Origin of the sequence: Agrobacterium sp. P15N1-A, from assembly GCF_044626815.1 — a bacterium.
GTDB classification, from domain to species: Bacteria; Pseudomonadota; Alphaproteobacteria; order Rhizobiales; family Rhizobiaceae; genus Agrobacterium; species Agrobacterium leguminum.
Genome location: NZ_JBIUPF010000003.1, coordinates 412,846 through 438,235 on the forward strand (window position 1 = coordinate 412,846; position 25,390 = coordinate 438,235).

General features: G+C 61.3%; 22 protein-coding genes. 13 read left to right on the forward strand and 9 right to left on the reverse strand.

Going from position 1 to position 25,390, the window contains the following annotated elements; translation table 11 throughout:
- Positions 1–2: 2 nt before the first annotated feature.
- Positions 3–800, reverse strand: coding sequence for a 3-oxoadipate enol-lactonase (gene pcaD / locus ACIK7D_RS13790; RefSeq protein WP_137453981.1), 798 nt, complete (start codon positions 798–800; stop codon positions 3–5).
- 94 nt (positions 801–894) lie between these two features.
- On the opposite strand from pcaD, the gene pcaQ reads away from it, so the two are divergent.
- The gene (gene pcaQ, locus ACIK7D_RS13795; RefSeq protein WP_137453982.1) at positions 895–1,839 is read left to right on the forward strand and encodes a pca operon transcription factor PcaQ; all 945 of its coding nucleotides are present in this window, start codon (positions 895–897) and stop codon (positions 1,837–1,839) included.
- Here the strand turns inward: pcaQ and pobA are convergent.
- The gene (pobA, locus tag ACIK7D_RS13800; protein ID WP_174058764.1) at positions 1,833–3,005 is read right to left on the reverse strand and encodes a 4-hydroxybenzoate 3-monooxygenase; all 1,173 of its coding nucleotides are present in this window, start codon (positions 3,003–3,005) and stop codon (positions 1,833–1,835) included. The two genes, pcaQ and pobA, sit on opposite strands and share 7 nt — an antisense overlap.
- Positions 3,006–3,122: 117 nt before the next feature.
- Here pobA and ACIK7D_RS13805 point away from each other — a divergent pair, with 117 nt between their 5' ends.
- On the forward strand, positions 3,123–4,046 hold the full coding sequence (locus ACIK7D_RS13805; protein WP_137453984.1) for a helix-turn-helix domain-containing protein: 924 nt from the start codon (positions 3,123–3,125) through the stop codon (positions 4,044–4,046).
- Here ACIK7D_RS13805 and ACIK7D_RS13810 read toward each other — a convergent pair.
- A complete protein-coding gene (locus ACIK7D_RS13810; RefSeq protein ID WP_137453985.1) occupies positions 4,016–4,777 on the reverse strand; it encodes an IclR family transcriptional regulator in 762 nt (253 codons plus the stop codon). The two genes, ACIK7D_RS13805 and ACIK7D_RS13810, sit on opposite strands and share 31 nt — an antisense overlap.
- 136 nt (positions 4,778–4,913) lie before the next feature.
- Between ACIK7D_RS13810 and ACIK7D_RS13815 the strand changes: the two genes are divergently transcribed.
- From ACIK7D_RS13815 to ACIK7D_RS13860, 10 genes are all read left to right on the forward strand, one after another.
- Positions 4,914–5,621: a 3-oxoacid CoA-transferase subunit A gene (locus ACIK7D_RS13815; protein ID WP_137453986.1), complete on the forward strand. Its 708-nt coding sequence runs from the start codon at positions 4,914–4,916 to the stop codon at positions 5,619–5,621.
- Positions 5,618–6,313, forward strand: a complete 696-nt coding sequence (locus ACIK7D_RS13820; protein WP_137453987.1) for a CoA transferase subunit B — start codon at positions 5,618–5,620, stop codon at positions 6,311–6,313. The genes ACIK7D_RS13815 and ACIK7D_RS13820 overlap by 4 nt, the downstream gene beginning before the upstream one ends.
- 10 nt (positions 6,314–6,323) lie before the next feature.
- Positions 6,324–7,529: a 3-oxoadipyl-CoA thiolase gene (gene pcaF, locus ACIK7D_RS13825; protein ID WP_174046389.1), complete on the forward strand. Its 1,206-nt coding sequence runs from the start codon at positions 6,324–6,326 to the stop codon at positions 7,527–7,529.
- Between the two features lie 433 nt (positions 7,530–7,962).
- Positions 7,963–8,991, forward strand: coding sequence for a LacI family DNA-binding transcriptional regulator (locus ACIK7D_RS13830; RefSeq protein WP_137453990.1), 1,029 nt, complete (start codon positions 7,963–7,965; stop codon positions 8,989–8,991).
- Between the two features lie 278 nt (positions 8,992–9,269).
- Entirely contained in the window at positions 9,270–10,211 is a 942-nt protein-coding gene (locus tag ACIK7D_RS13835; protein ID WP_174046391.1) for a sugar ABC transporter substrate-binding protein, read from the forward strand.
- A gap of 137 nt (positions 10,212–10,348) precedes the next feature.
- A complete protein-coding gene (locus tag ACIK7D_RS13840; protein WP_174046440.1) occupies positions 10,349–11,257 on the forward strand; it encodes a sugar ABC transporter substrate-binding protein in 909 nt (302 codons plus the stop codon).
- Positions 11,258–11,304: 47 nt separating this feature from the next.
- A complete protein-coding gene (locus tag ACIK7D_RS13845; RefSeq protein WP_003519788.1) occupies positions 11,305–12,201 on the forward strand; it encodes a sugar phosphate isomerase/epimerase family protein in 897 nt (298 codons plus the stop codon).
- A gap of 10 nt (positions 12,202–12,211) precedes the next feature.
- Positions 12,212–13,222 carry a Gfo/Idh/MocA family protein gene (locus ACIK7D_RS13850; RefSeq protein WP_104679918.1) on the forward strand — a complete coding sequence of 337 codons (1,011 nt, stop codon included), beginning with the start codon at positions 12,212–12,214 and terminating at the stop codon, positions 13,220–13,222.
- A gap of 8 nt (positions 13,223–13,230) precedes the next feature.
- Positions 13,231–14,016 carry a TIM barrel protein gene (locus ACIK7D_RS13855; protein ID WP_174046393.1) on the forward strand — a complete coding sequence of 262 codons (786 nt, stop codon included), beginning with the start codon at positions 13,231–13,233 and terminating at the stop codon, positions 14,014–14,016.
- Positions 14,017–14,222: 206 nt separating this feature from the next.
- Positions 14,223–15,269: a LacI family DNA-binding transcriptional regulator gene (locus ACIK7D_RS13860; protein ID WP_174046395.1), complete on the forward strand. Its 1,047-nt coding sequence runs from the start codon at positions 14,223–14,225 to the stop codon at positions 15,267–15,269.
- Between the two features lie 237 nt (positions 15,270–15,506).
- Here the strand turns inward: ACIK7D_RS13860 and ACIK7D_RS13865 are convergent, their stop codons facing one another.
- The 6 genes from ACIK7D_RS13865 to ACIK7D_RS13890 all read right to left on the reverse strand — a co-directional run bounded on the left by ACIK7D_RS13865 (position 15,507) and on the right by ACIK7D_RS13890 (position 23,745).
- Positions 15,507–16,556: a carbohydrate ABC transporter permease gene (locus tag ACIK7D_RS13865; RefSeq protein WP_059758837.1), complete on the reverse strand. Its 1,050-nt coding sequence runs from the start codon at positions 16,554–16,556 to the stop codon at positions 15,507–15,509.
- A 2-nt stretch (positions 16,557–16,558) separates the two neighbouring features.
- Positions 16,559–17,554 (reverse strand): carbohydrate ABC transporter permease, encoded by a 996-nt coding sequence (locus ACIK7D_RS13870; RefSeq protein ID WP_174046397.1) that lies wholly within the window; start codon positions 17,552–17,554, stop codon positions 16,559–16,561.
- A gap of 1 nt (position 17,555) precedes the next feature.
- Positions 17,556–18,662 carry a sn-glycerol-3-phosphate ABC transporter ATP-binding protein UgpC gene (locus tag ACIK7D_RS13875; protein WP_174046399.1) on the reverse strand — a complete coding sequence of 369 codons (1,107 nt, stop codon included), beginning with the start codon at positions 18,660–18,662 and terminating at the stop codon, positions 17,556–17,558.
- Positions 18,662–20,014, reverse strand: a complete 1,353-nt coding sequence (locus tag ACIK7D_RS13880; protein WP_174046401.1) for a glycoside hydrolase family 28 protein — start codon at positions 20,012–20,014, stop codon at positions 18,662–18,664. The genes ACIK7D_RS13875 and ACIK7D_RS13880 overlap by 1 nt, the downstream gene beginning before the upstream one ends.
- The gene (locus ACIK7D_RS13885) at positions 20,011–21,105 is read right to left on the reverse strand and encodes a glycoside hydrolase family 105 protein (RefSeq protein WP_174046403.1); all 1,095 of its coding nucleotides are present in this window, start codon (positions 21,103–21,105) and stop codon (positions 20,011–20,013) included. Before ACIK7D_RS13885 ends, ACIK7D_RS13880 begins: the two co-directional genes overlap by 4 nt.
- A 78-nt stretch (positions 21,106–21,183) precedes the next feature.
- Positions 21,184–23,745 (reverse strand): hypothetical protein, encoded by a 2,562-nt coding sequence (locus ACIK7D_RS13890; RefSeq protein WP_174046405.1) that lies wholly within the window; start codon positions 23,743–23,745, stop codon positions 21,184–21,186.
- 194 nt (positions 23,746–23,939) lie between these two features.
- Here ACIK7D_RS13890 and ACIK7D_RS13895 point away from each other — a divergent pair, with 194 nt between their 5' ends.
- On the forward strand, positions 23,940–25,220 hold the full coding sequence (locus tag ACIK7D_RS13895) for an ABC transporter substrate-binding protein (protein ID WP_174046407.1): 1,281 nt from the start codon (positions 23,940–23,942) through the stop codon (positions 25,218–25,220).
- The last annotated feature ends 170 nt before the right edge of the window (positions 25,221–25,390 follow it).

Here is a 25,390-nt window from a genome sequence, read left to right on the forward strand (position 1 = left end):
GGTCAATGCTCCGGCAAGGTATTGAGAAAAATGCACGCCGCCTGTGCGTAGGTGAGCGGCTGTTCAAGGCAGGGAATATGGCCGCAGCCGGCAATGGTGACGAAGCGGCTTGCGGGAATGAGGCCCGCCAGCGATTGCACCAGTTCCGGCGGGGTGGAACCATCCTGATCACCCGCAACACAAAGCGTCGGCACCGCGATGCGCCTGGCCTCTTCGGTAAAATCCGCATCGCGGATGGCGGCGCAGGTGCCGCTGTAACCGGCTTCCGGCTGTTGCGAGAGCATGTTGCGCGCGCCGGCATAGGCGGCATTGTCAGGCTGACGGAAGGCGGGTGTGAACCAGCGCTCCATGACGGGATCGACCAGCGAGACGAGGCCGTCCGCGGCGATCTTGTCGATGCGGGCGTTCCACATCTCGGCCGTGCCGATCCTATGGGCGGTGTTGCTGAGCACGAGCGCGCGCACCAGATCGGGGCGGCGGGCATAAAGCCCCTGCGCGATCAGGCCGCCCACCGACAGGCCCCAGATGATCGCGCTCTTCACGCCAAGATGATCGAGGAGTGCGATCAGATCGCCGGCATGATCGTCGATGGAATAGGGAGCGTACCCGACATCGGAAAGCCCGTGGCCGCGCTTGTCGTGCAGCACATAGGCATAATCATCGCCGAGCGCTTCGATCACCGCATCCCAGATGCGAAAATCGGTGCCGAGCGAATTGATGAAGGCGATGACCGGCTTGCCTTTGTCCAATCCCCTGACGCGGTAATGGATCACGGTCTCGCCGCAGCGCAGAAAATGCATGATGTGCTCCTCCTGCCGGGGATATTGCAAGCGGGTTCCGGTTAAGTAAAATGACATTATCGATGAAAATCATAACCTCTGGATTATATGAGCGATGGTCGATCAGCGTATCAAGTTCCGGCACCTGCAAACCTTCGTGGAGGTGGCGCGGCAGAAAAGTGTCATCCGGGCTGCGGAAATCCTGCATATCAGCCAGCCGGCGGTGACGAAGACGATCCGTGAGCTGGAAGATATTCTCGGCGTCTCGCTGTTCGACCGTGAGGGGCGCGGCATCCGCATCAGCCGTTATGGCGAGGTGTTCCTGCGCCATGCCGGCGCGACGATGACCGCGCTCAGGCAGGCAGTCGATTCGGTATCGCAGGAGGCGGCGCGTGCCGGTCCGCCGGTGCGGGTCGGCGCTCTGCCCACGGTTTCGGTGAGAATCATGCCGAAGGCGATGGCCGGTTTTCTGGCCGAAAAAACCGGCAGCCCGGTGAAGATCGTCACGGGCGAAAACGCCGTGCTGCTGGAGCAGTTGCGCGTCGGCGATCTCGATCTTGTTGTCGGCCGTCTGGCTGCACCGCAGAAAATGGCGGGTTTTTCCTTCGAGCATCTCTATTCGGAAAAGGTGCGCTTCGTGGTGCGCGCCGGGCACCCGCTGTTGTCACCCGGCCTTTCGGTGTTCGATCACCTGCATGAATATCCGGTGCTGATGCCGACACGACAATCGGTCATCGGCCCTGTCGTCGAGCAGTTCCTGATCGCCAACGGCGTGCCGGCCCTGCCGATCCGCATCGAAACCGTGTCCGACGCCTTCGGCCGCGCCTTCCTGCGCACCAGCGATGCGATCTGGATCATCTCGGAAGGCGTGGTGGCGGCCGATGTGGCGGATGGTATTCTGGCGATCCTGCCGGTCGAAACTGGCGATACCAGCGGCCCGGTGGGGCTGACGGTGAGGGCCGATACGCAGCCCTCGCTGCCGCTGTCGCTGCTGATGCAGGCTATTCGCGAGGCGGCGGGCGAGTTGCTGGATGGCAGGCCGGAGGCTGCCTCTCAGTAAGGAAGCCCCACATAATTCTCCGCAAGCGCGGTGGAAGCGGCGCGCGATTGTACGAGGTAATCCAGTTCCGCTTCCTGAATGCGCTGGCCGAAATCTCCCGTATCGGGAAAGCGGTGCATCATCGTCGTCATCCACCACGAGAAACGCACGGCCTTCCAGACGCGGGAAAGCGCCTTCTGCGAATAGCCGTCGATTCCGGCCTCGGAACGATCGCGATAAAATTCGATCAGCGCCTCGCTCAGATAATGCACATCGCTGGCGGCAAGGTTGAGGCCCTTCGCGCCCGTCGGCGGCACGATATGGGCGGCGTCTCCGGCCAGAAACAGCCTTCCGAACCGCATGGGTTCGCAGACGAAGGACCGGAGCGGCGCGATGGATTTTTCGAAGGACGGGCCGGTGACCATCACATCGGCATGGTTTTCCGGCAGGCGGCGGCGGATTTCGTCCCAGAAGCGCTCGTCGCTCCAGTCCTCCGGCCGGTCCTCCAGCGAACATTGAATGTAATAACGGCTGCGGGTGTGCGAGCGCATGGAACAGAGCGCAAAGCCGCGCGGATGGTTGGCATAGATGAGTTCGTGGTTGACGGGGGGCACCTCAGCCAGAATGCCGAGCCAGCCGAAAGGATAGACCTTCTCGAATTCCTTGATCGCGCCCTGAGGCACCGATTTGCGGCTCACCCCGTGGAAGCCGTCGCAGCCGGCGATGAAATCGCAATCGATCCGGTGGCTTACGCCGTCTTTCTGATAGGTGACATAGGGGCTTGCGCCATCGAAATCATGCGGTTCGACATTGCCGGCATCGTAGATGGTCACAAGGTTTACCGCTTCGCGGACATCCATCAGGTCATGGGTCACCTCGGTCTGGCCGTAGACCATCACATGGCTGCCGCCGGTCAGGTCGAAGAGATCGATACGGTGGTCGCGACCGTCGAAGGTCAGCGAAAATCCGTCATGCGGCAGGCCTTCCCGGTGCAGGCGTTTGTCCGCGCCGACCTTTTCCATGAGCTGCACCGTGCCTTCTTCCAGCACGCCGGCGCGGACACGGCCGAGAATGTAATCCTTGCTGACCCGGTCGAGAATGACGGTCTCGACGCCTTCTCTGGCCAGAAGCTGGCCAAGCAGAAGCCCCGAGGGGCCGGAGCCGATGATGACGACCTGGGTGCGCATTGTTTCCTCCCGAACTTGTCTCCTATCAAGAAATTGACCAAGGGACGCGGCAAGCTCAATGGACTTTCTGATCGGCAAATTGCACAATCCGACCATTGTGCGGAGGAGCGAAGGAACATGCGGCTTGCTGCGAGTGAGGGTTTGTATGGCGAAGAAGCGGTGCAAGGCACTGATTTTCGCTTTCATTGCGAGACGCTTTTTTCCAGAAGCAGCCTTCACCGCTTTGAAATCGGCCTGCACCGTCACGCTGCCTTTCAGCAAATCTTGTACATTTGGGGTGGCGAGGGCGATGCGCTGCTGGATGGCCGCATCGAGGCGATCCGCCCGCCGGTCGCCATTGTCGTGCCGCCGGGTTTCGAACATGGATTCCGGTTTTCACGCGATATTGGCGGGGTGATCGTTACCGTGCTGCCGGGCGCCCTGCCGGCATCGGTGCAGGCGCTGTTGCTGCGGAATTTCCCGCGGCCTGTCCTGTTGCCGTTGCGGGATTTTACCGATGGCGAACGCCTGCACAGCGGGTTCGAGCAGATTTCCGCAGAATATGAAACACGCGAGACAGGCCGGGATGCGATCATCGAAGGTCAACTGGCCATCGTGACGGCGCTTCTGGCGCGGGCGGCGCGGCCGCTGCTGGAAGGAACCGGCGAAGGTGTTGCGGAGCAGCGTTTCGAACTTTTGCTGTCACTGATTGCCCGCCATATTCGCGAGCCGCAAAAGGCGGAGTTTTATGCGAAAAAGCTCGGTCTTTCCGAGACCCATCTCAACCGTTTGGTCCGCTCCGTTTCCGGCCTCAGCCTGCAGCGGCTGATCGCTAAGCGTCAGATCGAGATTGCCCAACAAGAGCTGATCTTTACCGTTTCCAGCGTGCAGATGATCGCTGAAGGGTTGGGCTTTGCCGATCCGGCTTATTTCAACCGGTTCTTCAAGCGCGAGACCGGCATGACCCCGCGCGCCTGGCGGCTGGCGGAGCAGCGGAAAATGGGGGATTCCGGGGCGCGGCAGGTGCCGCTTCAGACCAGCATTCTTGCCATTTCCCGTTGAACGGCAAGAAGCGCGGGCAGGTATCGCTCCACGAGGTCCTCCATCGAGGCGACCGAGGCGGCAAGCCCGACATTAAGGGCGGCAACCGTCTGGCCGCGCATGGTTTTCAGCGGCACCGCGATGGAGCGAAGGCCGATCTCGACCTCCTGATCGATCAGCGCATAACCGCGATGGCCGGTCGCCTCGATTTCGGCGAGCAGGGCGTCCATGGCAATAATGGTCCTTTCCGTGCGTGCCACCAGCCGGGAGGCTTCGAGAATGTCGCGCTGCCGCTCGGCCGTCTGCGTCGAAAGGAGAACGCGGCCCATGGAGGTGCAATAGGCGGGCAGGCGCGAACCCGGCATCAGCGCAATCGACATCACCCGCTGCTGCGCGGCGCGGGCCACATAAACGATCTCGGTCTCATCCAGAATGGAGACGGAGGTGCTCTGTCCGATCTCTTCGGAAAGTCGGTCGAGCAGCGGCTGCACGATGCGCGGCAGCGGCATGGTGGCCAGACAGCCGGTGCCAAGCCGCAGCACCTTCGGCGTCACGGTAAAGAACTTGCCGTCATAAGCGGCATAACCGAGTTCCGAAAGCGTCAGCAGGCAACGCCGCGTCGTGGCGCGGTCCAGCCCGGCAATCTCGGCGGCATCGGAAATCGACAGGCGCGGCCGTTCGGCGCTGAAGGCTTCGATGACCCGCAATCCCTTGGCGAGACCGCCCATCATGTCTCTTTCGCTGACAGCCATGTGGCGGCTCCATTTGTGCGATATACGAACAAAAATCATATACCGCACAAAATCCTTGCCGTCGAGCCGGTTTCGGATTTACCTCACGGTCAGGCAGCCTTGCGGGTTCCATCCGTCCGGCTGGATGGAGGTTTTAATGGACAAGACAATCAAGAGCGCTAGAGATGCGCTTTCCGGCATCGGTGACGGTGCGACGATCATGATCGGCGGTTTCGGCGGCTCCGGCGCGCCCATCGAGCTGATCCATGCGCTGATCGACAAGGGCCCGAAGAACCTGACGGTCATCAACAACAATGCCGGCAACGGCCGCATCGGCATCGCCGCGATGATCGACGCCGGCATGGTCAGGAAGATGATCTGCTCCTTCCCGCGCTCTTCCGATCCGCGTGCCTTTACAGACCGGTATCTGGCCGGTGAAATCGAGCTGGAACTGGTGCCGCAGGGCACGCTTGCCGAGCGCATCCGCGCCGGCGGTGCGGGCATTCCGGCCTTCTACACCCCGACCGGTTTCGGCACGGAACTGGCTGAAGGCAAGGTGATCGCGGAATTCGACGGCCGCTCTTACGTTCAGGAACGCTGGCTGAAGGCGGATTTCGCCATCGTGAAAGCCGAGCTTGGCGATACCTATGGCAACCTCACCTACAACAAGGCGGGGCGCAATTTTAACCCGCTGATGTGCATGGCCGCGAAGACCACCATCGTGCAGGTCTCGAAGATCGTCGAAGCCGGTAAGATCGATCCGGAGCATGTCGTCACGCCAGGCATTTTCGTGAACGGCGTCGTGGAAATCCCCGATCCGCAACAGGAAGAAGTCCTCATTCGCGCCGGAGTAGCCTACGCATGACCCAGACCATTGACACCCGCGAAGACATCAAGCTTTCCAACGCCCAGATCGCATGGCGCGCGGCGCAGGACATCGAGGATGGCGCTTACGTCAATCTCGGCATCGGCTTTCCCGAAATGGTGGCGCGTTACCAGCCGCCCGGCCGTCAGGCGATCTTTCATACCGAAAACGGTATCCTGAATTTCGGCGAAGCGCCGCCGGAAGGCGAAGAGGACTGGAACCTCATCAATGCCGGCAAGAAGGCCGTGACGCTGAAGCCGGGTGCGGCCTTCTTCCACCATGCCGACAGCTTCGCCATGGTGCGCGGCGGGCATCTGGATGTGGCGATCCTCGGGGCCTACCAGGTGGCGCAGAATGGCGATCTCGCCAATTGGCGTGTCGGCTCCAAGGGCGTGCCGGCCGTCGGCGGCGCCATGGATCTCGTGCATGGCGCCAAGCAGGTCTTCGTCATCACCGAACATGTAACCAAGAATGGCGAACCGAAGCTCGTTGAAAAATGCGCTTTTCCGCTGACCGGCGTCGGCTGCATCACCCGCATTTATACCAGCCATGCTGTCATCGACGTGGTGGATGGCCGTTTCGTGCTGCGTGAAAAACTGGCTGACATGAGCTTCGATGAATTGCAGGCGATGACCGGCGCGCCTTTGGCGGTCGATGGCGAGGTCGCCGATCTCGTCGCCCCGGAACTTTGAGGAAAAACCGATGACCGACGCATTTATCTGCGACTATATCCGCACGCCCATCGGCCGCTTCGGCGGCGCGCTTTCTTCGGTGCGGGCCGACGATCTTGGCGCGGTGCCGCTGAAGGCGCTTGTCGAGCGCAACCCGTCCGTCGACTGGGAAGCCGTCGAAGATGTGATCTTCGGCTGCGCCAACCAGGCGGGCGAGGATAACCGCAACGTCGCACGCATGTCGCTGCTGCTCGCCGGCCTGCCGGTTTCGGTGACCGGAACGACGATCAACCGGCTGTGCGGTTCGGGCATGGATGCCCTCATCGCAGCCGCCCGCGCCGTGAAATCGGGCGAGGCGGAATTGATGATCGCCGGCGGCGTGGAAAGCATGAGCCGCGCGCCCTTCGTTCTGCCGAAGGCCGAAAGCGCCTTTTCGCGCAATGCCGAAATCTACGACACCACCATTGGCTGGCGTTTCGTCAACCCGCTGATGAAGGCGCAATATGGCGTCGATTCCATGCCGGAAACGGGTGACAACGTTGCGGTCGATTATCAGGTATCGCGTGAGGATCAGGATGCCTTTGCGGTGCGCAGCCAGCAGAAGGCGGCTGATGCGCAGGCGAACGGTCGTCTTGATAAGGAAATCGTGCCCGTGACGATCCCGCAGCGCAAGGGCGATCCGCTGGTGGTATCGAAGGATGAACACCCGCGCGCCACGAGCCTCGAGGCGCTGGCGAAGCTGAAGCCGGTCAACAGGCGCGATGGCGCGACGGTGACGGCGGGCAATGCTTCCGGCGTCAATGACGGCGCGGCCGCACTCATCGTCGCATCGGCGGAGGCCGCGAAGAAATACGGTCTGACGCCGATTGCCCGTATTCTCGGCGGTGCCGCTGCCGGCGTGCCGCCGCGCGTCATGGGCATCGGCCCGGCCCCGGCCTCCGCGAAGCTGCTGGCCCGGCTCGGGCTGAAGCAGGAGCAGCTGGACGTGATCGAGCTGAATGAGGCTTTCGCGAGCCAGGGTCTTGCGACGCTGAGGCAGCTCGGCATTGCGGATGACGATGCACGGGTGAATGCCAATGGCGGCGCCATCGCGCTCGGCCATCCGCTCGGCATGTCCGGTGCCCGCATTGCCGGCACGGCGGCGCTCGAACTTTCGCTGACCGGCAAGCGTCTCGCGCTCGCCACCATGTGCATCGGCGTCGGGCAGGGTATTGCCGTGGCGCTGGAACGGGTCTGACGGGATAGCGGCTTCAGCATCGTGATATCGGTGCTAATGCCGCCGTAAAACGGTATGAATGCCCGCTGCCGCAGCTTCCTTACGTGTGACAGTGGCCATTCAGGTTACTCGGCAGGTGATTTTTCGCTCTGACACATCCCAGCCCCCCTCATTCCTGTGCTTGTCACAGGAATCCAGCCGACGCGCGTCTGCGCGGCGGAAGGACTCTTTCAGCCCAAGGACTTGGGCTGGCTGGATCTCTGTGACAAGCACAGAGATGAGGGGAGGAGGCTTGCTGGGCCAAGCAAGCCGGCCCTGCGATGCAGGCCCCGGTCGATTATTCCCTGATAAAGTACTCCATGCTCTTATCCCTCTGCACATGTTGGATTTCATCATGATCCGTGACATGTTTTGCGAGATATGACAGGAATCTTTCCGTCTACGGGGTGCCCGCATGAAACGTCCGACCATCACAGATGTTGCGACAGCCGCCGGCGTCAGCGTCGCCACCGTCGACCGTGTTCTGAACGGCCGCCTGCCGGTGCGCGAAGAAACCGCGCGGCGGGTGTTCGAGGCGGCGGAGAAGATCGGTTTTCACGCCACCAACATCATTCGCCAGCGCATGCTGGCCGATCTGCCGTCCTATAGTCTCGGCATCATCCTGCGCAAGGAACGGCACGCCTTCTACCAAACCTTTGCCGACGAGCTGGAGCTTGCGGCGCGTAACGTGAGGGATCGTCATCTCAATCTGCGCATCGAATTTGCCCAGTCGGGTGAGCCGAGCGAACTTGCCGCGCTTCTGACCGGCATGAAAGGCCGCGTGCAGGCGGTGGCGGCCACCGGGCCGGACCATCACGATGTCACCGCCGCCGTGGAGGCCCTGAAGGCGAAGGGCATTCCGACATTTTCGCTGCTTTCGGATTTCGCGCAGGGGGTGCGGGAAGCTTATCTCGGCGCCAACAATATGAAAGTCGGGCGCACGGCGGCCTGGATGATCTCCCGGCTGGCGCGCAGCAGGGGCAAGGTGCTTTTGCTGCTCGGCGGTCACCGTTTTCACGGTCATTCGCTGCGCGAAACCGGCTTTCGCAGCTATATGCGGGAATATGCGCCGGAATTCGAGGTGATGGACGCGCTGATTACGCTGGAAACCCGGCGGCTGACCTATGAGCTGGTGATGGACACCATCGCCAAGCACAAGGATCTGGTCGGCATCTATTGCATCGGCGGCGGCATGGAAGGTGTCATCGAGGCCTTGCAGCAGGAAAACCGGCAGGAGGCCATCGTCTGTCTCGTAAATGAACTGACGCCCGAATCCCGTCAGGCGCTGCTGGAAAAGCGTATCAGCGGCATATTCCAGACGCCGCTCCGTGAATTATGCACGGACCTCATCGCCACCATGGTTCACAGCATTGAACATGGCATGGCGGAAACGCCGGGACAGCGGTTTGTGCCCGCCCATCTGTGGGTTCCTGAAAGCCTTTGATGGTTTGATAGATTCTATCATAAATTCCGCGTCTCTTTCTATCAGCCTTGATGGTTTCGGTTGCCGCTGACCCGTTGACGCCGGGCCGGGACTGAGAAATCTTGCCTGCGTGTGGAGCGGGCAGGAGGCTGATCCACGATAATAACGATGTTTCGGATTGCTTCAGGCTGCGGACTTCTCTTCGCGGCGACGGGTATTTTTTGCCGGCAAACGGTAGCGGCGCGATGGGCGCTGGACCGTGCAGCCGGTTCTTTTCAAGGGTTTTGGAGGAGAACGACATGAAAAGACATTTCGCGATTGCAGCGCTCGCCACCATGCTGGCGACGACCGCCTCGGCGGAAACCATCGGCGTTTCGATGGCCCTGTTCGACGATAATTTCCTGACCGTGCTGCGCAACGGCATGATCGATTATTCCAAGGGCATGAGCGGCGTTTCGCTGCAGATCGAGGATGCGCAGAACGATGTCGGCAAGCAGTTGAGCCAGGTGCAGAACTTCGTCGCCGCCGGTGTCGACGCCATCATCGTCAACCCGGTGGATACGGATGCGACGGTTGCGCTTTCGCAGGCTGCCGCTGCCGCCGGCATTCCGCTCGTTTATGTTAACCGCCAGCCGGTCAACCTCGACAGCCTGCCGGAAAAACAGGCCTTCGTTGCCTCCGATGAAAAGCAGTCCGGCACCCTGCAGACGCAGGAAGTCTGCCGCCTGCTGAAGGCAGCCGGCAAGGCGGAAGCGAAGGCGGTGGTGATGATGGGCGAGCTTTCCAACCAGGCGGCCCGCATGCGCACGCAGGATATCAAGGACGTGGTGGCGACGTCCGATTGCAGCTTCATCAAGCTTGTCGAGGAACAATCCGCCAACTGGTCGCGCACTCAAGGCTCGGACCTGATGACCAACTGGCTTTCGGCCGGGGTGCAGTTCGATGCGGTGATTTCCAACAATGACGAAATGGCCATCGGCGCGATACAGTCGCTGAAGGCGGCCGGCCGATCGATGGATGACGTCATCATCGCCGGCATCGACGCCACGCAGGATGCGCTTGCCGCCATGGCGGCGGGTGAGCTGGATGTGAGCGTTTTCCAGAATGCCGCCGGTCAGGGCAAGGGCGCGGTTGATACGGCGCTGAAACTGGCAAAGGGGGATGCGGTGGACAAGAAGGTTTTCGTGCCCTTCGAACTGGTCACACCCGCAAACCTCAAGGACTATCAGGCCAAGAACTGAGACCCGTTCGGGCCTGACAATGACGTGACAGACCGAAGATGCTGAAGGCGGGGGAGGATATTCCGGCTTCAGCGATATCAGTGCGATTGAACCAGCGGAGGTTTTCCGCGGGAGGAAAGACCTTGAAAAACCTGTTGATGGCGACTGCGCTCTGCATTTTCGCAACGCCTGCCCTTGCCGAGACCCGTGTTGCGGTCTCCATGACATCGTTCGACAATCCGTTCCTGACGATTTTGCTTAACGGTATCAGGGCTGAGGCCGGGCGTGACAAGAACATCGAGCTTCTGGTGGAGGACGCCCAGCTCGATCCTTCGAAACAGCTCAATCAGGTGCAGAATTTCATCGCCAACGGTGTCGATGCAATCATCGTCAATGCCGTGGATGGTGATGCCACCTCGGCGATCACCAAGGCCGCGTCCGCCGCAAAAATCCCGCTCGTTTATGTCAATCACCCGCCGGCAGAACTCGAAACCGGCCTGCCTGATGGGACGGCCTTCGTCGGTTCCAACGAACTCGATTCCGGCACCATGGAAGCTGAAGCCGCCTGCAAGCTGATGGGCGGCAAGGGCAAGGCCGTGATCCTGATGGGACCATTGGAAAACCACGCGGCGCTGGTGCGCACCAAGGATGTAGAAACGGTGTTTTCCAAGCCGGAATGCAAGATCGAAATCCTCGAAAAGCAGACGGCGAACTGGAGCCGGACGCAGGCGCAGGACCTCGTTTCCTCCTGGCTGACGGCGGGCATCCAGTTCGATGCCGTCATCGCCAATAATGATGAAATGGCGATCGGCGCCGCGCAGGCGCTCAAGGCGGCGGGCGTTTCCATGAAGGATGTCGTCATTGCCGGCATCGACGCCACGCCAGACGGTCTTGCCGCCATGCAGGCCGGCGATCTCGATATTACCGTGTACCAGAACGCAACGAAGCAGGGCGAGGTCTCGGTTCAGACGGCTGTGAAGGCCGCTGCCGGGCAAAGCCCTGAGAAGACGCTCTGGGTTCCGTTCGAACTCGTCACCCCGGAAAACATGTCCGCTTACGCCAAATAAGCGGGGGCTTCAGCCCCGGTTCATCTATCACTCCACTGGAAACAGCCATGAAACATACGCTCGACCCCCACATGTTCCGGCACCTTTCGCTGGCCGAGACCTGCCGCAAGGTTGCCGAACTCGGCTATGATTATGTCGAACTTTCACCCCGTCCGGATTTTCTTTCCTGGTGGACCCGGCCGAAGGTCTATCCCGAACGCGTCGCCGAATTCAAAAAGGCGCTGAAGGACCATGGTGTCGGCCTTGCGACGCTACAGCCCATGTATCGCTGGGCAAGCCCCTATCCGGACGAATGGGAGGTGGCGATCGACAACTGGAAACGCGCCATCGAGATTGCCGTCGAGATGGAATGCCCGATGTTCGTTTCGGAATTCGGCCGTGGCGGTTCGCCGGATCGCAGCCTTAACGACCGTTCCGGCCTGCATCGCCCGGAAACCTGCGAAGCGCAGTTCTTCCGCGCCATGGATATTCTGGTGCCGATCCTTGAACGGGAAGGTCTGGTGCTGTCGCTGGAGGCCCATCCCGAAGACTGGATCGAAGAGATTGCGCCGGCCATCGACATCATCAAGACCATCAATTCCAAAGCGGTGAAGGCCTCCTTCATCGCGCCGCACACGTTCTTCTACGGGCCGGACATGGTGGCTAACCTGCGTGCGACCGAGGGCCATCTGGTGCATGTGCGCCTTGCCGATACCTATGACCACAACAAGTCGTCGCAGCTGCGTTACATCGTCAATCCGCCCGGCTCGAAGGTCAGGGTGCATCAGCACACCGATTTCGGCCAGGGCGAGATCGACTGGGAAACCTTCTTTGCGACGCTTGCCGACATGAAATTCGACGGCGTGCTGTCGAATTGCGTCTTTGCCTGGGAAGACCGCGTCGATGAAAGCGCGCGGTTCATGCTCAGCGAAACCCGGCGATACGTCGCCAAATACTGGAAATGAGGTTTTTCAGATGACTGTGAGAATTGGTGTCGTCGGCACCGGCGCAATCGGGCGTGATCATGCCCGCCGTATCAACAAGGTTCTGGGCGGCGCGAAGATCGTTGCGCTCAGCGACGTCAACGGCGCCTCGGCCGAGGCGGTCAAGAACGACATCGCCCCGGATGCCGTCGTTTTCGCCAGCGGCGAAGAGCTGATCGCATCGCCTGACGTGGATGCCGTGCTCGTCACCTCATGGGGTGCCACGCATGAGCAATATGTGCTGGCGGCAATCGCCGCCGGCAAGCCGTGTTTCTGCGAAAAACCGCTGGCGACAACGGCGGAAGGCGCAAGACGCATCGTCGACGCCGAGGTGGCGCATGGCAGGCGGCTGGTTCAGGTGGGCTTCATGCGCCGATATGACGCCGGTTACGTGGCGCTGAAACAGGCCGTCGACAGCAGGATCGGCGCGCCGATCATGGTGCACGCCGCCCACCGCAACCCGGCGGTTCCGGAGCAATATGTCACCCCGATGGCGATCCATGACACGATGATCCATGAGATCGACGTGCTGCGCTGGCTGCTCGACGATGACTATGTTTCGGCGCGCGTTCTCTTTCCCCGTTCGGCGGCCAGAAGCCATGCGCGGCTGAAGGACCCGCAGATCGTCATTCTGGAGACGGCGAAGGGCACGATCATCGACGTCGAAATCTTCGTCAATTGCCATTATGGCTACGATATCCAGTGCCAGGTGGTGGGCGAGGACGGCATTGCCAGCCTGCCGGAGCCGATGTCGGTGCAGACCCGCCTCGGCGCGAAGCTGCAGAACGATATCCTCACCGACTGGAAAGACCGCTTCATCGCCAGCTACGATGTGGAATTGCAGGACTTCATCCATGCGGCGGCGAAGGGCACGGCATCGGGACCCAACTCCTGGGACGGCTACGTGGCCGCCATCACCTCCGACGCCTGCGTGGCCGCGCAGGAAACGGATGGGGTAGCCGTCGCAATCGAGCTTCCCACCCGTCCCGCCCTTTATCAGTGAGGTCTTTCATGCGTTTTGCCATCAACCACATCACCGCGCCGAAGCTCTCCCTCGAGGCGTTCTTCGCGACAGCCCGCGAACTCGGCCTTACCGAAGTCGAAATCCGCAACGACCTGCCGAACATCGTCGGCACGGTGGAGCCGGCGGCCGTGAAGGCGGCGGCCGAAAAGGCCGGTGTGACGATCATCTCGATCAATGCGCTTTACCCCTTCAACGTCTGGTCGGGCGACCTGCCTGCGCGGGCCGTCGCGATGGCCGATTATGCGGCGGCGAGCGGCGCGAAAGCACTGGTCATGTGCCCGCTCAACGACGGTACGCCGGTGTCTTTTGAAGATCTCGTCACGGCGCTGAAGGCCATGAAGCCGATCCTCGAGGAACGCGGGCTGACAGGCTTTGTCGAGCCACTCGGCTTCCCGGTCTCCTCGCTGCGCACCAAGGCCGAAGCGATAAGGGCCATCGATGCGGCCGGTGGCGGCGATGTCTACAGGCTGGTGCACGACACCTTCCATCATCACCTTGCGGGCGAGACCGAATTCTTCCCCGAACGCACCGGCCTCGTGCATATTTCCGGTGTGACCGATCCTGCCGTCTCCGTAGCCGACATGCTAGACGCCCACCGCGTTCTGGTGGATGGCGGCGACCGGCTGGAGAATATCGCCCAGATCAGGACGCTCGAGGCGGCCGGTTACAAGGGACCTTACAGCTTCGAGCCCTTCGCGGCCGAAGTGCACGAGCTGAAGGATCCGGCCGCTGCCGTAAAGAGCAGCATCGACCATATCTCCCAGGCGCTCTGACCGCCTTGCCGCCCGCGGTTCGCTGCGGGCGGCGTTTCTTGCATGGGATTAAAAACCCAGAGAAATCAATTCCGCATTTACGGATGATGCTGTAGTCTTCGAGCGACGAGAGAGCAGCAAACAGGCACGGGTATTCTTCAGATCGACTGCGTGAGGCAGGCTTTCTGCCCGCACCGTCCGAAGTAGAGTGGTTGAATTTCCCCTTTATGAAAATAGACAGGAAAACGACGCTTAAGGACGTGGCGCGGGAGGCGAATGTTTCGCTGAGCACGGCGTCGCACGCCATCAACGGCACAGCACCCTTGACCACGCAGGTTCGCGAGCGGGTGCTGGAGGCGGCCCGCACGCTCGGTTATCTCGAAAACCGGCGACAGAAGGCGACGATCGCCACCCTGCGCGTCGTACTTCTGGCCATGACCAATGATGCCGCACCGCAGAGCGATCTCAACATGGTCAGCTGGACCATGCTGAACGGCTTCAGGCGCGAATGCGAGCGGCGCGGCATTCGCATCGTTCCCTATGTCAGCGCAACGAGCCGGCTCGACCCGGTTGCGGTGGCGGCGGCGGCGGATGCCGACAATGTCGACGGTATCGTCATCCTGAACGATGACAGGCCGCAACTGGTCGAGGCGTTGTCTGGGCTTGCGCGGCCGGTGGTGCTGATCAATGGCGAGGACCCGGCCATGATCGTCGATACGGTGACCGCCGAGAACCGTTTTGGCGCGCGGCTCGGTATCGAACATCTGCTGTCGCTCGGGCATCGCAATATTCTGCACATCACCTGGAAGGGGCGCACGACGATCCGCCGCCGATATGACGGTTATAGCGACGCGTATCTCGCGGCGGGTCTCACTGTTCCCGCCGATATGGTCATCGAGGTGGAGAGCTACGAGCCCGAATGGGGCGAGGCCGCCATCCGCCGCCTGCTGGCCGAACAGCGGCCGCTCAGAAACGCCACGGCGATCTTCTGCGCTGCCGATAATCTTGCGCTTGGCTGTCTGAAGGCCCTGACGGAAGCCGGAATCCGGGTGCCGGACGATGTTTCGGTCTTGGGGTTTGACGATATCATGCCGGCGGCCTTCAGTGCGCCGCCGATCAGCACCATCCAGTTGCCCGCCGACAGGCTGGGCGGCGCTGCGCTTGCGCTGCTGGAGCAGCGGCTTGTGGCGGCCGATCCCACCCGCCCGGCGCACCGGCTGGAACTCGGCTGTCGCCTTGTGCTGAGGGGCAGCATCGCGCCGCCGCCGAGGTAGGGTGTTGGAGTGTGGGTCTAGTGTTGACCGCTGAACAAACTCCAAACGTTTAATTCTCCCGTCATTCCGGCCTTGAGCCGGAATCCAGCCAGCCCAAGTCCTTGGGCTGAAAAGAGTCCTTTCGCCGCGCAGACGCGCGACGGCTGGATCCCGGCTCAAGGCCGGGATGACGGGTGGAGGGGCTTTAATATTCCAATCGTGACGGCCGGCTGTCTCACCGCAACGCTCGTACTCTCCTTACTTCATGCCCGTGCCGGCAATCCCTGTCGTGATGTAACGCTGCAGGAACAGGAATACGACGGTGACTGGCGCCAGGCTGAGAAAGGTCATGGCAAGGATATAGTGCCATTGCACCGAGAACTCGCCCTGGAAGGCGTTCAGCCCCACCTGCAGCGTGAAGTTTTCACGGCTGCTGAGAACGATCAGCGGCCAGAGGAAGTCGTTCCAGCGCCACAGAACCGAGAAGATGGCGAGAACTGCGAGCGCCGGGGCCGTCAGCGGCAGGATGATGCGCCAGAAGATACGGAATTCGCTTGCCGCATCGACGCGGGCCGCCTCGATCAGCTCGTCCGGGATGGTCAGCATATATTGCCTGAGCAGGAACACGCCGGTCGGTGTCGCGACCGTCGGGATGATGACGCCCCAGAGATTGTCGACGAGGCCGACGCCGACGATGACGAGATAGGCCGGCACCATGACGACGGTGAGCGGGATCATCAGGGTGGAGATGATCAGCACGAAGATCGCCTTCTCGCCGCGGAAGCGGTATTTCGACAGCGCAAAGGCGGCCATGGCGTTGACGATCAGCGTCAGGACGGTTGCGACGAAAGTGACGAAGACCGAGTTCTTGAGGAAGGTCAGGAAGCTGAAACGGGTGAGCGGATCGGTGAAGTTTTCCGTTGCAATGGTCAGTTTCTGAACGGGTGTTATTTCCCGTGTGTCGACGCTGACGGGCGGGCCGGGATTGGCGGGGTCGACCATCTGGGCTTTCAGGCCGATGCGGCGGACCATGGCCATTTCCCGCTCGATGCCGTCAATGGGGGCTTTCCAGAGGCTGAGAGGTTTGTCGTAACCCTGCACCTCCACCTGCACGGCGGCGCGCGGCAGAAGGCTCGGCGGAAACCGGGTGATTTCGGCTTCCGGTTTCAGCGATGACATGGCGGCCCAGACGACCGGGATGAGGACGGCGAGCGTGCCGCCGATGAGCCAGACCCAGGACAGGATATCGGTGAGGCCGATCCGGCCGGGGCGGCGGGTGCGCGTGAGGAAGGAGACGGCGTTGGACATGGTCAGGACTCCATCTTTTTGCCGAGGCGCAGTTGCACGAGCGTCAGTGCGAGAAGCACAAGGCCCATCAGAACCGATGCGGCTGAAGCCAGGCCGAAGAGCCTGAGATCGCTGCCAAACGCCATCTGGTAGATATATTGCACCACGAATGTATTGGCCGTGCCCGGCCCGCCGCCATTGGTCAGAACCCATGCCTCGTCAAAGATTTGCACCGAGCGGATCATAAGCAGGATGAGCACGACGAGCAGGTTGGGGCCGAGAAGGGGCAGGGTGATGCGGAAAAGCGTGCGCCGGGGCGAGGCGGCGTCGATGGCGGCGGCTTCATAAAGGTCCTTCGGGATGGCCTGAAGGCCGGCGAGCAGGATGAGCGTATAAAAGCCCATGTGGAACCAGACGGAGACCACCACGACGAAGAACCGCGACCAGCCGACATCCAGCAGGAAGATTTCCGGCGGCACGCCGAGCATCTGGAAAAAGGCGTTGAGCAGGCCGTTGCGGTCGAGGAACCATTTCCAGATGAGGCCGATGACGACGGGCGACAGCAGGACGGGATAAAAGAACATGGCGCGGAAGAAACCGCGTGCGGTAATCGCCCGGTTGAGGATGAGGGCGGTGATGAGCGCGACCAGCAGCGTGGCGATGACGTTGAAGCCCACGAACCACAATGTGTTCCAGATCGCCGTCCAGAACAGCGATTCCCGGCAGCTTCCGGGGTCCATGTAGCTCTGGCAATCCAGCAGCTTGCCGAAATTTTCCAGCCCGACGAAGGGGCGGTCGGTGATGAGAAGTTCGGTGCCACCGGTGAAGGCGTAACCGACGGCAATGGCAATCGGCAGGAAGGTGAAGATGCCGAAAAGAACGAGGTTCGGCATCAGGAAAATATAGGGCATGCGCCTTTTGCCGATCAGCCGCTCAATGAAGTTGAGCGGCACCTCGGCAATCGCCATAACGGCATCGAGCGCACGGTCGGACAGTCTCGCAAGCGTCGGATTGGCCATGCTAACCCCTCCCTTCGCTGTCGAGGCGCGGCAGCGCCAGTTCGGTGGCGGGATCGAAGACATGCACCTTTTCCCGCGCCGGCATGATCTTCAGCACCGAGCCGGAAGCGGGGGCGAAATGGCCCGCCTGATGCACGATGATCTGCTCTTTCTCACCCTGGAGATTGCCATAGAGATAGGTCTCGGTGCCGAGGCTTTCGTGATACTGCACCTCGAAGGGCAAGCCGGCATTGTCGGAGATGATGAAATGCGAGGGGCGGATGCCCGCGAGAACCGCCTGCCCGGAGCTGACGGCTGCCGGATCGACAAGGCAGGGCAGGGACACGCCGTAACCGGCGTCGATGGCGATGCCGCCGTCGCTGCCCTTGGTGATGGTGCCCTTCAGCATGTTCATGCGCGGTGAGCCAAGGAAACCGGCGACGAAGAGGTTGCGCGGATTGTCGAAAAGCTCGAGCGGGCTGCCCACCTGCTCGATGCGTCCGGCGCGCAGCACCACGATCTTGTCGGCCATGGTCATGGCTTCCACCTGATCGTGGGTGACATAGATCATCGTCGTCTTGATATCGCGATGCAGGCGGGTGATTTCGGCGCGCGTCTGCACGCGCAGCGCCGCGTCGAGGTTGGATAGCGGCTCATCGAACAGGAAGATGTCAGGCTCGCGCACGATGGCGCGGCCGATGGCGACGCGCTGGCGCTGGCCGCCGGAAAGCTGCTTCGGCTTGCGGTCGAGATAGGGCTCGATGGCGAGCATGCGCGCCGCTTCGTTGATGCGGCTTTCGATCTCCGCCCGCTTGAAACGCAGGTTTTCCAGGCCGAAGGCAAGGTTCTTGCGCACGCTCATATGCGGATAAAGCGCATAGGACTGGAAGACCATGGCGATCTTGCGCTCGGCCGGCGACAGCGCGCTGACATCGCGATTTCCAATGGCGATGGTGCCCGAGGTGACGTCCTCGAGACCGGCGATGATGCGCAGCAGCGTCGATTTTCCGCAGCCCGAGGGGCCTACGAAAACGACGAATTCGCCGTTCTCGATCTGAAGATCGATATCATGCAGCACATGAACGGCGCCGAACGCCTTGTTGAGGTTTTCGAGTTTCAGACTTCCCATCACCTGCTCCCTTCGGACAAGTTCGTCGTCGCGACGATCTCTTGGCTGTTCCAGCCCTTGGGCAAGGGCGTCGTTCTTTTGATGGCGACATCGCGTGCCGCAAATCCTTCCACGCCAGCAAGAAAGACCGCAGGCATTCCACCGGGATAATCCTCCATTCCGACGATCCTGCCCTCAGCATCCTGCGTCCAGGCATTAGCGCGGCCGGCGGCATGGGGGCTTGGCGCAATATCCGCATTTGTGGGGCGCAGATCGTATTGCAGGCCGGTGCCGAGCTTGCCGGGCTGCTGCGACAGCGTGATGCGCTCCAGCCAGACATTGTGAATGCCGGCCTTCGATGTGGCGACGAGGTTGATCGCGCCCTCCATCGAACCGCTCAAGTCTTCCACGACCAGATTGTCGACGCTGCCGGCCTGACGCTCGGGGCGGCGGTCGACGACGGTGACGGTGACCGCTTCACCCGAACCCCAGAAGCCGCCCGGCGTTTCGTGGCATTCGGTCTCGATCCTTGAAAAGCGGATGTTGCGCATCGCACCGCCATCGCGGGAAAACAGGCCGACGCCGCGATTGGACTGGACGATTTTGCAATCCTCGAACGCGACATTGGTGAAATCGCCGAAGGATTCCGTGCCGAGCTTCAGCGCGCAGCTCATGCTGGAAACGGTGCAGCGGCGAACGGTGATATCGGTGCAGGCTCCCACAGCCTTGCCATCCGGCCCGGCGCTGGTCTTCAGGCAGATGCCGTCATCGGCGGTCGAGATGAAGCAATCCTCGATCAGGGCGCGCCGGCAGGCATCGAGCACAATGCCATCGGTATTGGGCAGGCGGCGGTCGTTTTCGATGCGCAGATTGCGGAAATGAAGGTCTTCGCAATCGACCATGTGCAGCGTCCACATCGGCGAGCCACTGACGGACAGGTTTTCGAGGCGCACGCTGCGGCAGCTTTCCAGCACCATCACGCGTGGGCGTTTTTTCGCCGGGACATAGGTGCCCATGGCCTTGTCGTCGCCGACGATGAAGTTTTCACCGCCGGCCTCGATGCGGCCGGGGCCGGTGACGGCGATATTGCTTGCGCCGCTCGCGATGATCATTCCGCGATCGGAGTCTTCGGCAATCACCGAAACCCGGGTGAGGGCATAGGCGTCGTAATCGGAAACGGGGGCAAGCACCGCATCTTCGGCAAGGTGCAGTTCCACGCCGCTTTTGAGATGGAGGCCGGCGCTGACATGGCGCCCGGCCGAAAGAGACACGCGCCCGCCGCCTGCGGCTGAAACGGTGTCGATAGCCTGCTGGATGGCCGCCGTGGCATCAAGGCCACCCGCCGCGACTGTGATGTCCTGACCGATGTTCATGATGCCTTTGGCCTTTTCAGAAAAACGTCGATCAGGAGCAGCATCGTCAGCGCCTGCCCGTAGGGCGTGGGCAGGTTGGGAATGCGGCGGTAGAATTCGAGATCGTGGCCCATCGGCGTGCCGTCGGAAACACCGTGGACGACGCCTTCATCGTCGATATTGCCAAGCACCGCCTTCAGCGCGCGTTCCGCATGCGGGCGATTTTCCTCGCCGAGAATGCCGGCTTCGATGCCGCGCAGAATGCCATAGGCGATGCCGGCTGTCGCCGATGTCTCGACCGGCGAGGTCGGGTCATCGAGAAGTGTGTGGAACATGCCGTCTTCACGCTGATATTGCCGCAGCGACCGCACCTGGCTTGAAAGCACATTGGCGAGGAAACGTTTGTCCTTTCCGGCAAGCGTCGGCACCAGTTCGAAGAGTTCGGGGATGGCGACGGTGATCCAGGAATTGCCGCGTGCCCAGAAGGCGTCAGCAAAATTATGGCGTCCGTTGAAGGTCCAGCCGTGATACCAGAGCCCGGTGACGGGGTCCGACAGATAACGCGTATGGATCATGAACTGGTAGACCGCCTCGTCGATCCAGTCCTGACGTTTGCAGACGACGCCGGCGCGGGCGAGGAACAGACATGCCATGAACAGCGTGTCGTCCCAGAGTTCGCCCTCATTCAGCCGCTCCTTGACGACATGCTGGAAGCCGCCATCTTCGGTTTTCGGCAATTGATGCACCAGCCAGTCGGCCCAGTCTTCCACCAGCGCCCGGAAATCCGGCCGGTCGACATGTTCGGTGAGGATGACAAGCGGCAGCATCGGGGCGGAACTGTTGATCTGGCGCGGCGGCAGGCCACGTTCGATCTGCCAGCCATACCATGTCACGAGGTCATCCAATGCCTTCTGGTCGTTGGCGGCGAGCGCCCGGCGCAGGAAACCGTAAAGGCCCACACCCACTTCCCAGTCCCACTCATCGAACTGGATCTTGCCATCGGAACTGCCGCTGACCAGACCTTCCTGAATGCCCTTGAGGCGGCTGAAGGCGGCGGCGACATTGTCGATCGTCGTCCTGAGAGTGTCTTTTTCCATGCTTGGCTGGTTCATCTGTCAAATTCCGCTAGGAGCATTTCCAGTAAAAGCGGGGATCGCTTTTACGTCCGGACAATGCGTTAAAACAAAGAGCTAGAGCGTTTTCGCGTTTCGCAGAAATGCGGAAAGGCTCTGGGAGTAGAATGGTTGTGCCGCGCCGCCCGATGTGGGGTCGGCACTGTCGAAGGTGATTTCCGGCTGGGGCTGGTCGTGGTCGAAGGCCATGGCCTGCCCGCCAATGGTGAATGCGCCGTCCCAAGTCAGGGTAAGCTCAGCTCCGCCCGGCGGCGTGACCGAGAGCAGCCGGCTTTCGGCATCGAAGGTGATCTGCGTGGCGAGGATTTTTTCCCGAAAACGGGAGAAGGCTTCCATATCCCCGCAGCCAATGATGCCGACCCAGCCGGCGCGGCGGCCGGGCGATCTGATCTCGCGATTGGCGGTGGCGCCTGTGGTGATGGGCTCGAGACCGTTGGTCGCATAAAGCGCGGCAAAGCCACGGCCCGAGCGGGTGATGAGCCAGTTGCCCTCTAGAAGCACCTCGTCCAGCCCGTCGCGGCCGAGATAGGCATGGGTCCAGTCGTTGCGGTGATCGTGCGTATCGAAGATCAGCATCGCCAGATCGCGATGTTGCGCCACGCGCGGCAGGATGCCGCTTCCCGCCCAATACGAGGGGCGCTGGGTGCCCCACGGATCGTCTTCGCCCGGATGATTGACCCAGAGCCGTGCCATCGGGTGGCCGGCAAGTTTGATGTCCAGGACGTGCTGCTGATGGCCCTTGCGGCCGGTCTTGTGGTCGACAACGGTGGAAAGCTGGGCGGCCTCGTTCTTGAACAGCACGAGCTTACCGGGCTCCAGCCCCTGCGCATAACGTGCCTCGACCATACGGCCGCTTGTCAGCTCTGAAAGGGCGGCGAGGTGCGCCGGCGGTAGATAATCACCGCAGCAGAACATAGGCAGCGAGGCGACGCCGTTGTTCAGCCAGCCCTGACCGAAGGCGACCTGCGCAAAGGGCGCCAGTTCCGTCAGCGGCCCGGCGCGCAGCTCTTTGTCATAGGCTCTGCCTTGAGAGCCGGAGGGAACGCCGCCGAGCGTGTGCAACGCGATCATTTCGAAGATGAGATCGATCTGATAGCGCGCGCGTGCTGCAAGCTCCGGTCCCGCCCAATGTTCGATGGCGAGAAGGCCGATGAAATCCACCGGATAATAGGCAGCGGAGTTCCACTCGGCCAGCCCGTGCGCCTCGACGCTGTCGAACCAGCGCTCCAGCCGGTCGGCGGCCAGCGCCGCCTGTTCTCTGCCGGTGCGCCCGGAGGCGGTGAAGACGGCATCCGGCAGATACTCGCCGGCCAGCAACTGGCTGGTATGGAAGCAGAGAACATGGTTCTCGCTCCAGAACCACATGACGTCATTGCCGGGTTCGTCCACCCAGTAGCGATAGCCGAGGATCGAGGTATCGATCCGCGCCCGCATCTCTGCCGGCAGGCGGTCACCATAGGCGCGCACCAGCCACAGCAGCGGGATCATGACGAAATCGGAGCAGTCTTCCCGCCGATCGATGGAATGCAGCGTCGCATCGACGATGCCGCCGACCGTCTCGATGTCATCACTGCCGGTTGCGACCATCGCCAGCGCGCGGCCGATGCGCCAGGCGCCGAAGCGGGCGCTGAAGGAGAGGGCCGCCTTTTTTCGCTCGTTGATATCGCCATTGGATGCTTCCGGCGCGATGTCATGCATGAAAGCGGCGTCGATGACGCGGGTTACCGTTCCCGCTCCCGAACCCATGGTGATTTTGACGCCGTGATATCCGTCCGAAATGCTTGTCGTTCCAGGGATCGTCAGCGAGGATTGCCCGGCCTTCAACACGGTGTCCACTTCCGCAAGCGAAGCGCGCTCATGGCCATGGCTTTTGACGGCGATGTGCACCGGCAGGTCGCTCGCAGGCGCCGCCCCGAAGACCAGTTCGAGGGCCGTGCCGGAAAACACGTCGCGTGCCGGGCGAACATCGCGCACCAGCGCGGCTAGACGCTTTGTTTCTTCCCGGTCGAGCGGCACGGGCAGCACGACGGTCAGCGGCACGGCGTCGACGACCTCAAGTTCGAAGAACCAGATGATGTCGCGTTCCGCCAGATCCTCGCAGAGCAGCAGCACCTCGTTGTCGCCGGCCGAAAGATCGAGCGTGATGTCACGGCTGCTTTCGACATTGCGGATGAAGGGTTCGAAACGGACCTGTTCGACGCCGCCCACCCAGATGCGGACGCCGCCGCAGGTACGCAGCCGAAAATGCGCCTTTCTTGCTGCGTCGCTGCGGAATGTGCCCTTCAGCCAGCGCTGTACATGGGTGGGAACATGCCAGAAGCCGGTGAATTCGACGCGGCGGTTGGAACCCGGCAGGTTGAGGTGAGACACCGCAAAGCCAGTCTCGGGTGCGATGTCTCGGCCGATCATGGTCTGCTGGAAGGCCTTGCGGCAGGGCAGGTCGCCCACATCCACGAAACCGTTGATGAAGCGATAGTTCACGCGGTCTTCGGCCGGGGCTGCGGTGCCGGGAAACGACGTCTCCACCAGATCGGAGACGATCCAGGCGGTCACCGTTTCGCCGTTTGCGACGGTATATGTCGGCTGCGACGCGTTCGCCGCAAATGGTCCATCCGTCATAATGGATCGCCTCCCGTCGATCTTTATGAAATTATTTTCACAATTCGATTTTCGCTTTTCCGCGTCGATTTGTGCGATTTATGTAAAACAAACAGCTTGACGTTTATTCTGTCAAGCCGCAAAACATTATAAATCGAATTAAGCAGAGGAGCTTCCGTTCGATTTATGAAAATGTTTTCATTGGGAGGATGAGCATGATGAAATTGTTTTCGGGCGTCAGCGCCCTCGTGGTGGCCTCTGTCGCAGGTCTTGCGACGGCCCAGGCCGAGACCCGCACGATTACTTTCCTTTTTACGGATGACGACCAGGGTTATGTGCAGCGCATGTCGGAACTCAGCAAGGAGTTCGAGACGGCCAATCCGGGTGTGAAGATCAATTTCGTGTCTTCGGGTTATGACGCGGTTTCCAAGCAGCTGCCGGTGCAGCTTGCGGTCGGCGAAGGTCCTGACATCGCCAAGATCACCGACTGGCAGCTTGCGCCCTATTATCTCGACATGCGCCCCTACATGAAGGATGCGGAAGCCTTCGCGAAGCTGCACGGTTCCAGCCTCAACCAGCTCCGCCTGCCGAATGTCAACGATCCGCAGTCGATCAACGGGTACATGGCGTCGCAGACGCTCAATCTGCCCTTTGTCAACAAGACGCTGTTCGAGCAGGCGGGTGAACCCTTGCCCGGCCCGACCGCCAAGTTTAGCGAGATCGTCGAGGCTTCCGCCCGCGTCGCCAAGGCGACCGGAGTGCAAATTCCCTTCACCATGGACCGTTCCGGCCACCGCTTCTCCGGCGGCGCCTTTGCTTATGGCGCGACCTATGTGAAGGACGGCAAGTTCAGCTTCCCGGACGATGCGGCGAAAAAATACATCGCCGATATCTATTCATGGACGCAGAATGGCAGCTTCCCCAAGGAAATGTGGGGTGCGGCCGGCGGTTCGCAGTACAAGAACATGGGTGACGAGTTCGTCAACGGCAATGTCGTGACCTATCTGGCCGGCAACTGGATGGTCAATCCGTTCCAGAACAAGATCGGCGACAGTTTCGAATGGACGGCGATCAATGCGCCCTGCGGCGATGCCGGATGCTACGCCATGCCCGGCGGCACCGCCATTGTCGGCTTCAAGCGCACCAAATATCCGGAAGATGTGGCGCACTTCATCGAATTCCTCGGCTCCGAAAAGGTGCAGCGGGAAATCGCCGAGAACTACGTCATCCTGACCGGCGCGGAGATCGTCGATCCGCAATACAAGCTGAAGAGCGAAGACGCCAAGGCGGCGATGAAGGTGTTCCTCGACAACAAGAAGAACGTGCCGCAGGCCGCCCGTGAGTTCGAGCGCGCCAAGGGCGGCAGCGCCATGTATCAGCAGATCGTGCAGCGCATGAGCCAGCTCATCGTCGGCGAGTTGACGCTCGACCAGACCTACAAGGTTCTGGAAGATGACGTCGCCAAGATCAACGAGGCTGTCGCGGTCAAGAAATAACGGCCCGGTGGAATGATGAAGCTTTCGAACGATATGCCCGGAGCGGTGCTCCGGGCATATCGCGCCGTTTCCTTCCGAAGGCGGCGCATTTTCGCTGGAGGAATTGCCGCAGGGAGCCGTTCCCGGCGGCCCATCGAAAAACTGAAATACGCTCCGTTTAAACCTGACGA

Coding starts and splice junctions, on each gene's coding strand:
- ACIK7D_RS13885 (WP_174046403.1), bottom strand. CDS start 21,105: ATGAACCAGCCAAGCATGGAAAAAGACACTCTCAGGACGACGATCGAC.
- ACIK7D_RS13810 (WP_137453985.1), bottom strand. CDS start 4,777: ATGGCTGTCAGCGAAAGAGACATGATGGGCGGTCTCGCCAAGGGATTG.
- pcaD (WP_137453981.1), bottom strand. CDS start 800: ATGCATTTTCTGCGCTGCGGCGAGACCGTGATCCATTACCGCGTCAGG.
- ACIK7D_RS13840 (WP_174046440.1), top strand. CDS start 10,349: ATGGCGACTGCGCTCTGCATTTTCGCAACGCCTGCCCTTGCCGAGACC.
- ACIK7D_RS13855 (WP_174046393.1), top strand. CDS start 13,231: ATGCGTTTTGCCATCAACCACATCACCGCGCCGAAGCTCTCCCTCGAG.
- pcaF (WP_174046389.1), top strand. CDS start 6,324: ATGACCGACGCATTTATCTGCGACTATATCCGCACGCCCATCGGCCGC.
- ACIK7D_RS13890 (WP_174046405.1), bottom strand. CDS start 23,745: ATGACGGATGGACCATTTGCGGCGAACGCGTCGCAGCCGACATATACC.
- ACIK7D_RS13860 (WP_174046395.1), top strand. CDS start 14,223: ATGAAAATAGACAGGAAAACGACGCTTAAGGACGTGGCGCGGGAGGCG.
- ACIK7D_RS13870 (WP_174046397.1), bottom strand. CDS start 17,554: ATGGCCAATCCGACGCTTGCGAGACTGTCCGACCGTGCGCTCGATGCC.
- ACIK7D_RS13875 (WP_174046399.1), bottom strand. CDS start 18,662: ATGGGAAGTCTGAAACTCGAAAACCTCAACAAGGCGTTCGGCGCCGTT.
- ACIK7D_RS13820 (WP_137453987.1), top strand. CDS start 5,618: ATGACCCAGACCATTGACACCCGCGAAGACATCAAGCTTTCCAACGCC.
- ACIK7D_RS13845 (WP_003519788.1), top strand. CDS start 11,305: ATGAAACATACGCTCGACCCCCACATGTTCCGGCACCTTTCGCTGGCC.
- ACIK7D_RS13865 (WP_059758837.1), bottom strand. CDS start 16,556: ATGTCCAACGCCGTCTCCTTCCTCACGCGCACCCGCCGCCCCGGCCGG.
- ACIK7D_RS13805 (WP_137453984.1), top strand. CDS start 3,123: ATGCGGCTTGCTGCGAGTGAGGGTTTGTATGGCGAAGAAGCGGTGCAA.
- pobA (WP_174058764.1), bottom strand. CDS start 3,005: ATGCGCACCCAGGTCGTCATCATCGGCTCCGGCCCCTCGGGGCTTCTG.
- ACIK7D_RS13850 (WP_104679918.1), top strand. CDS start 12,212: ATGACTGTGAGAATTGGTGTCGTCGGCACCGGCGCAATCGGGCGTGAT.
- pcaQ (WP_137453982.1), top strand. CDS start 895: ATGGTCGATCAGCGTATCAAGTTCCGGCACCTGCAAACCTTCGTGGAG.
- ACIK7D_RS13895 (WP_174046407.1), top strand. CDS start 23,940: ATGATGAAATTGTTTTCGGGCGTCAGCGCCCTCGTGGTGGCCTCTGTC.
- ACIK7D_RS13880 (WP_174046401.1), bottom strand. CDS start 20,014: ATGAACATCGGTCAGGACATCACAGTCGCGGCGGGTGGCCTTGATGCC.
- ACIK7D_RS13830 (WP_137453990.1), top strand. CDS start 7,963: ATGAAACGTCCGACCATCACAGATGTTGCGACAGCCGCCGGCGTCAGC.
- ACIK7D_RS13835 (WP_174046391.1), top strand. CDS start 9,270: ATGAAAAGACATTTCGCGATTGCAGCGCTCGCCACCATGCTGGCGACG.
- ACIK7D_RS13815 (WP_137453986.1), top strand. CDS start 4,914: ATGGACAAGACAATCAAGAGCGCTAGAGATGCGCTTTCCGGCATCGGT.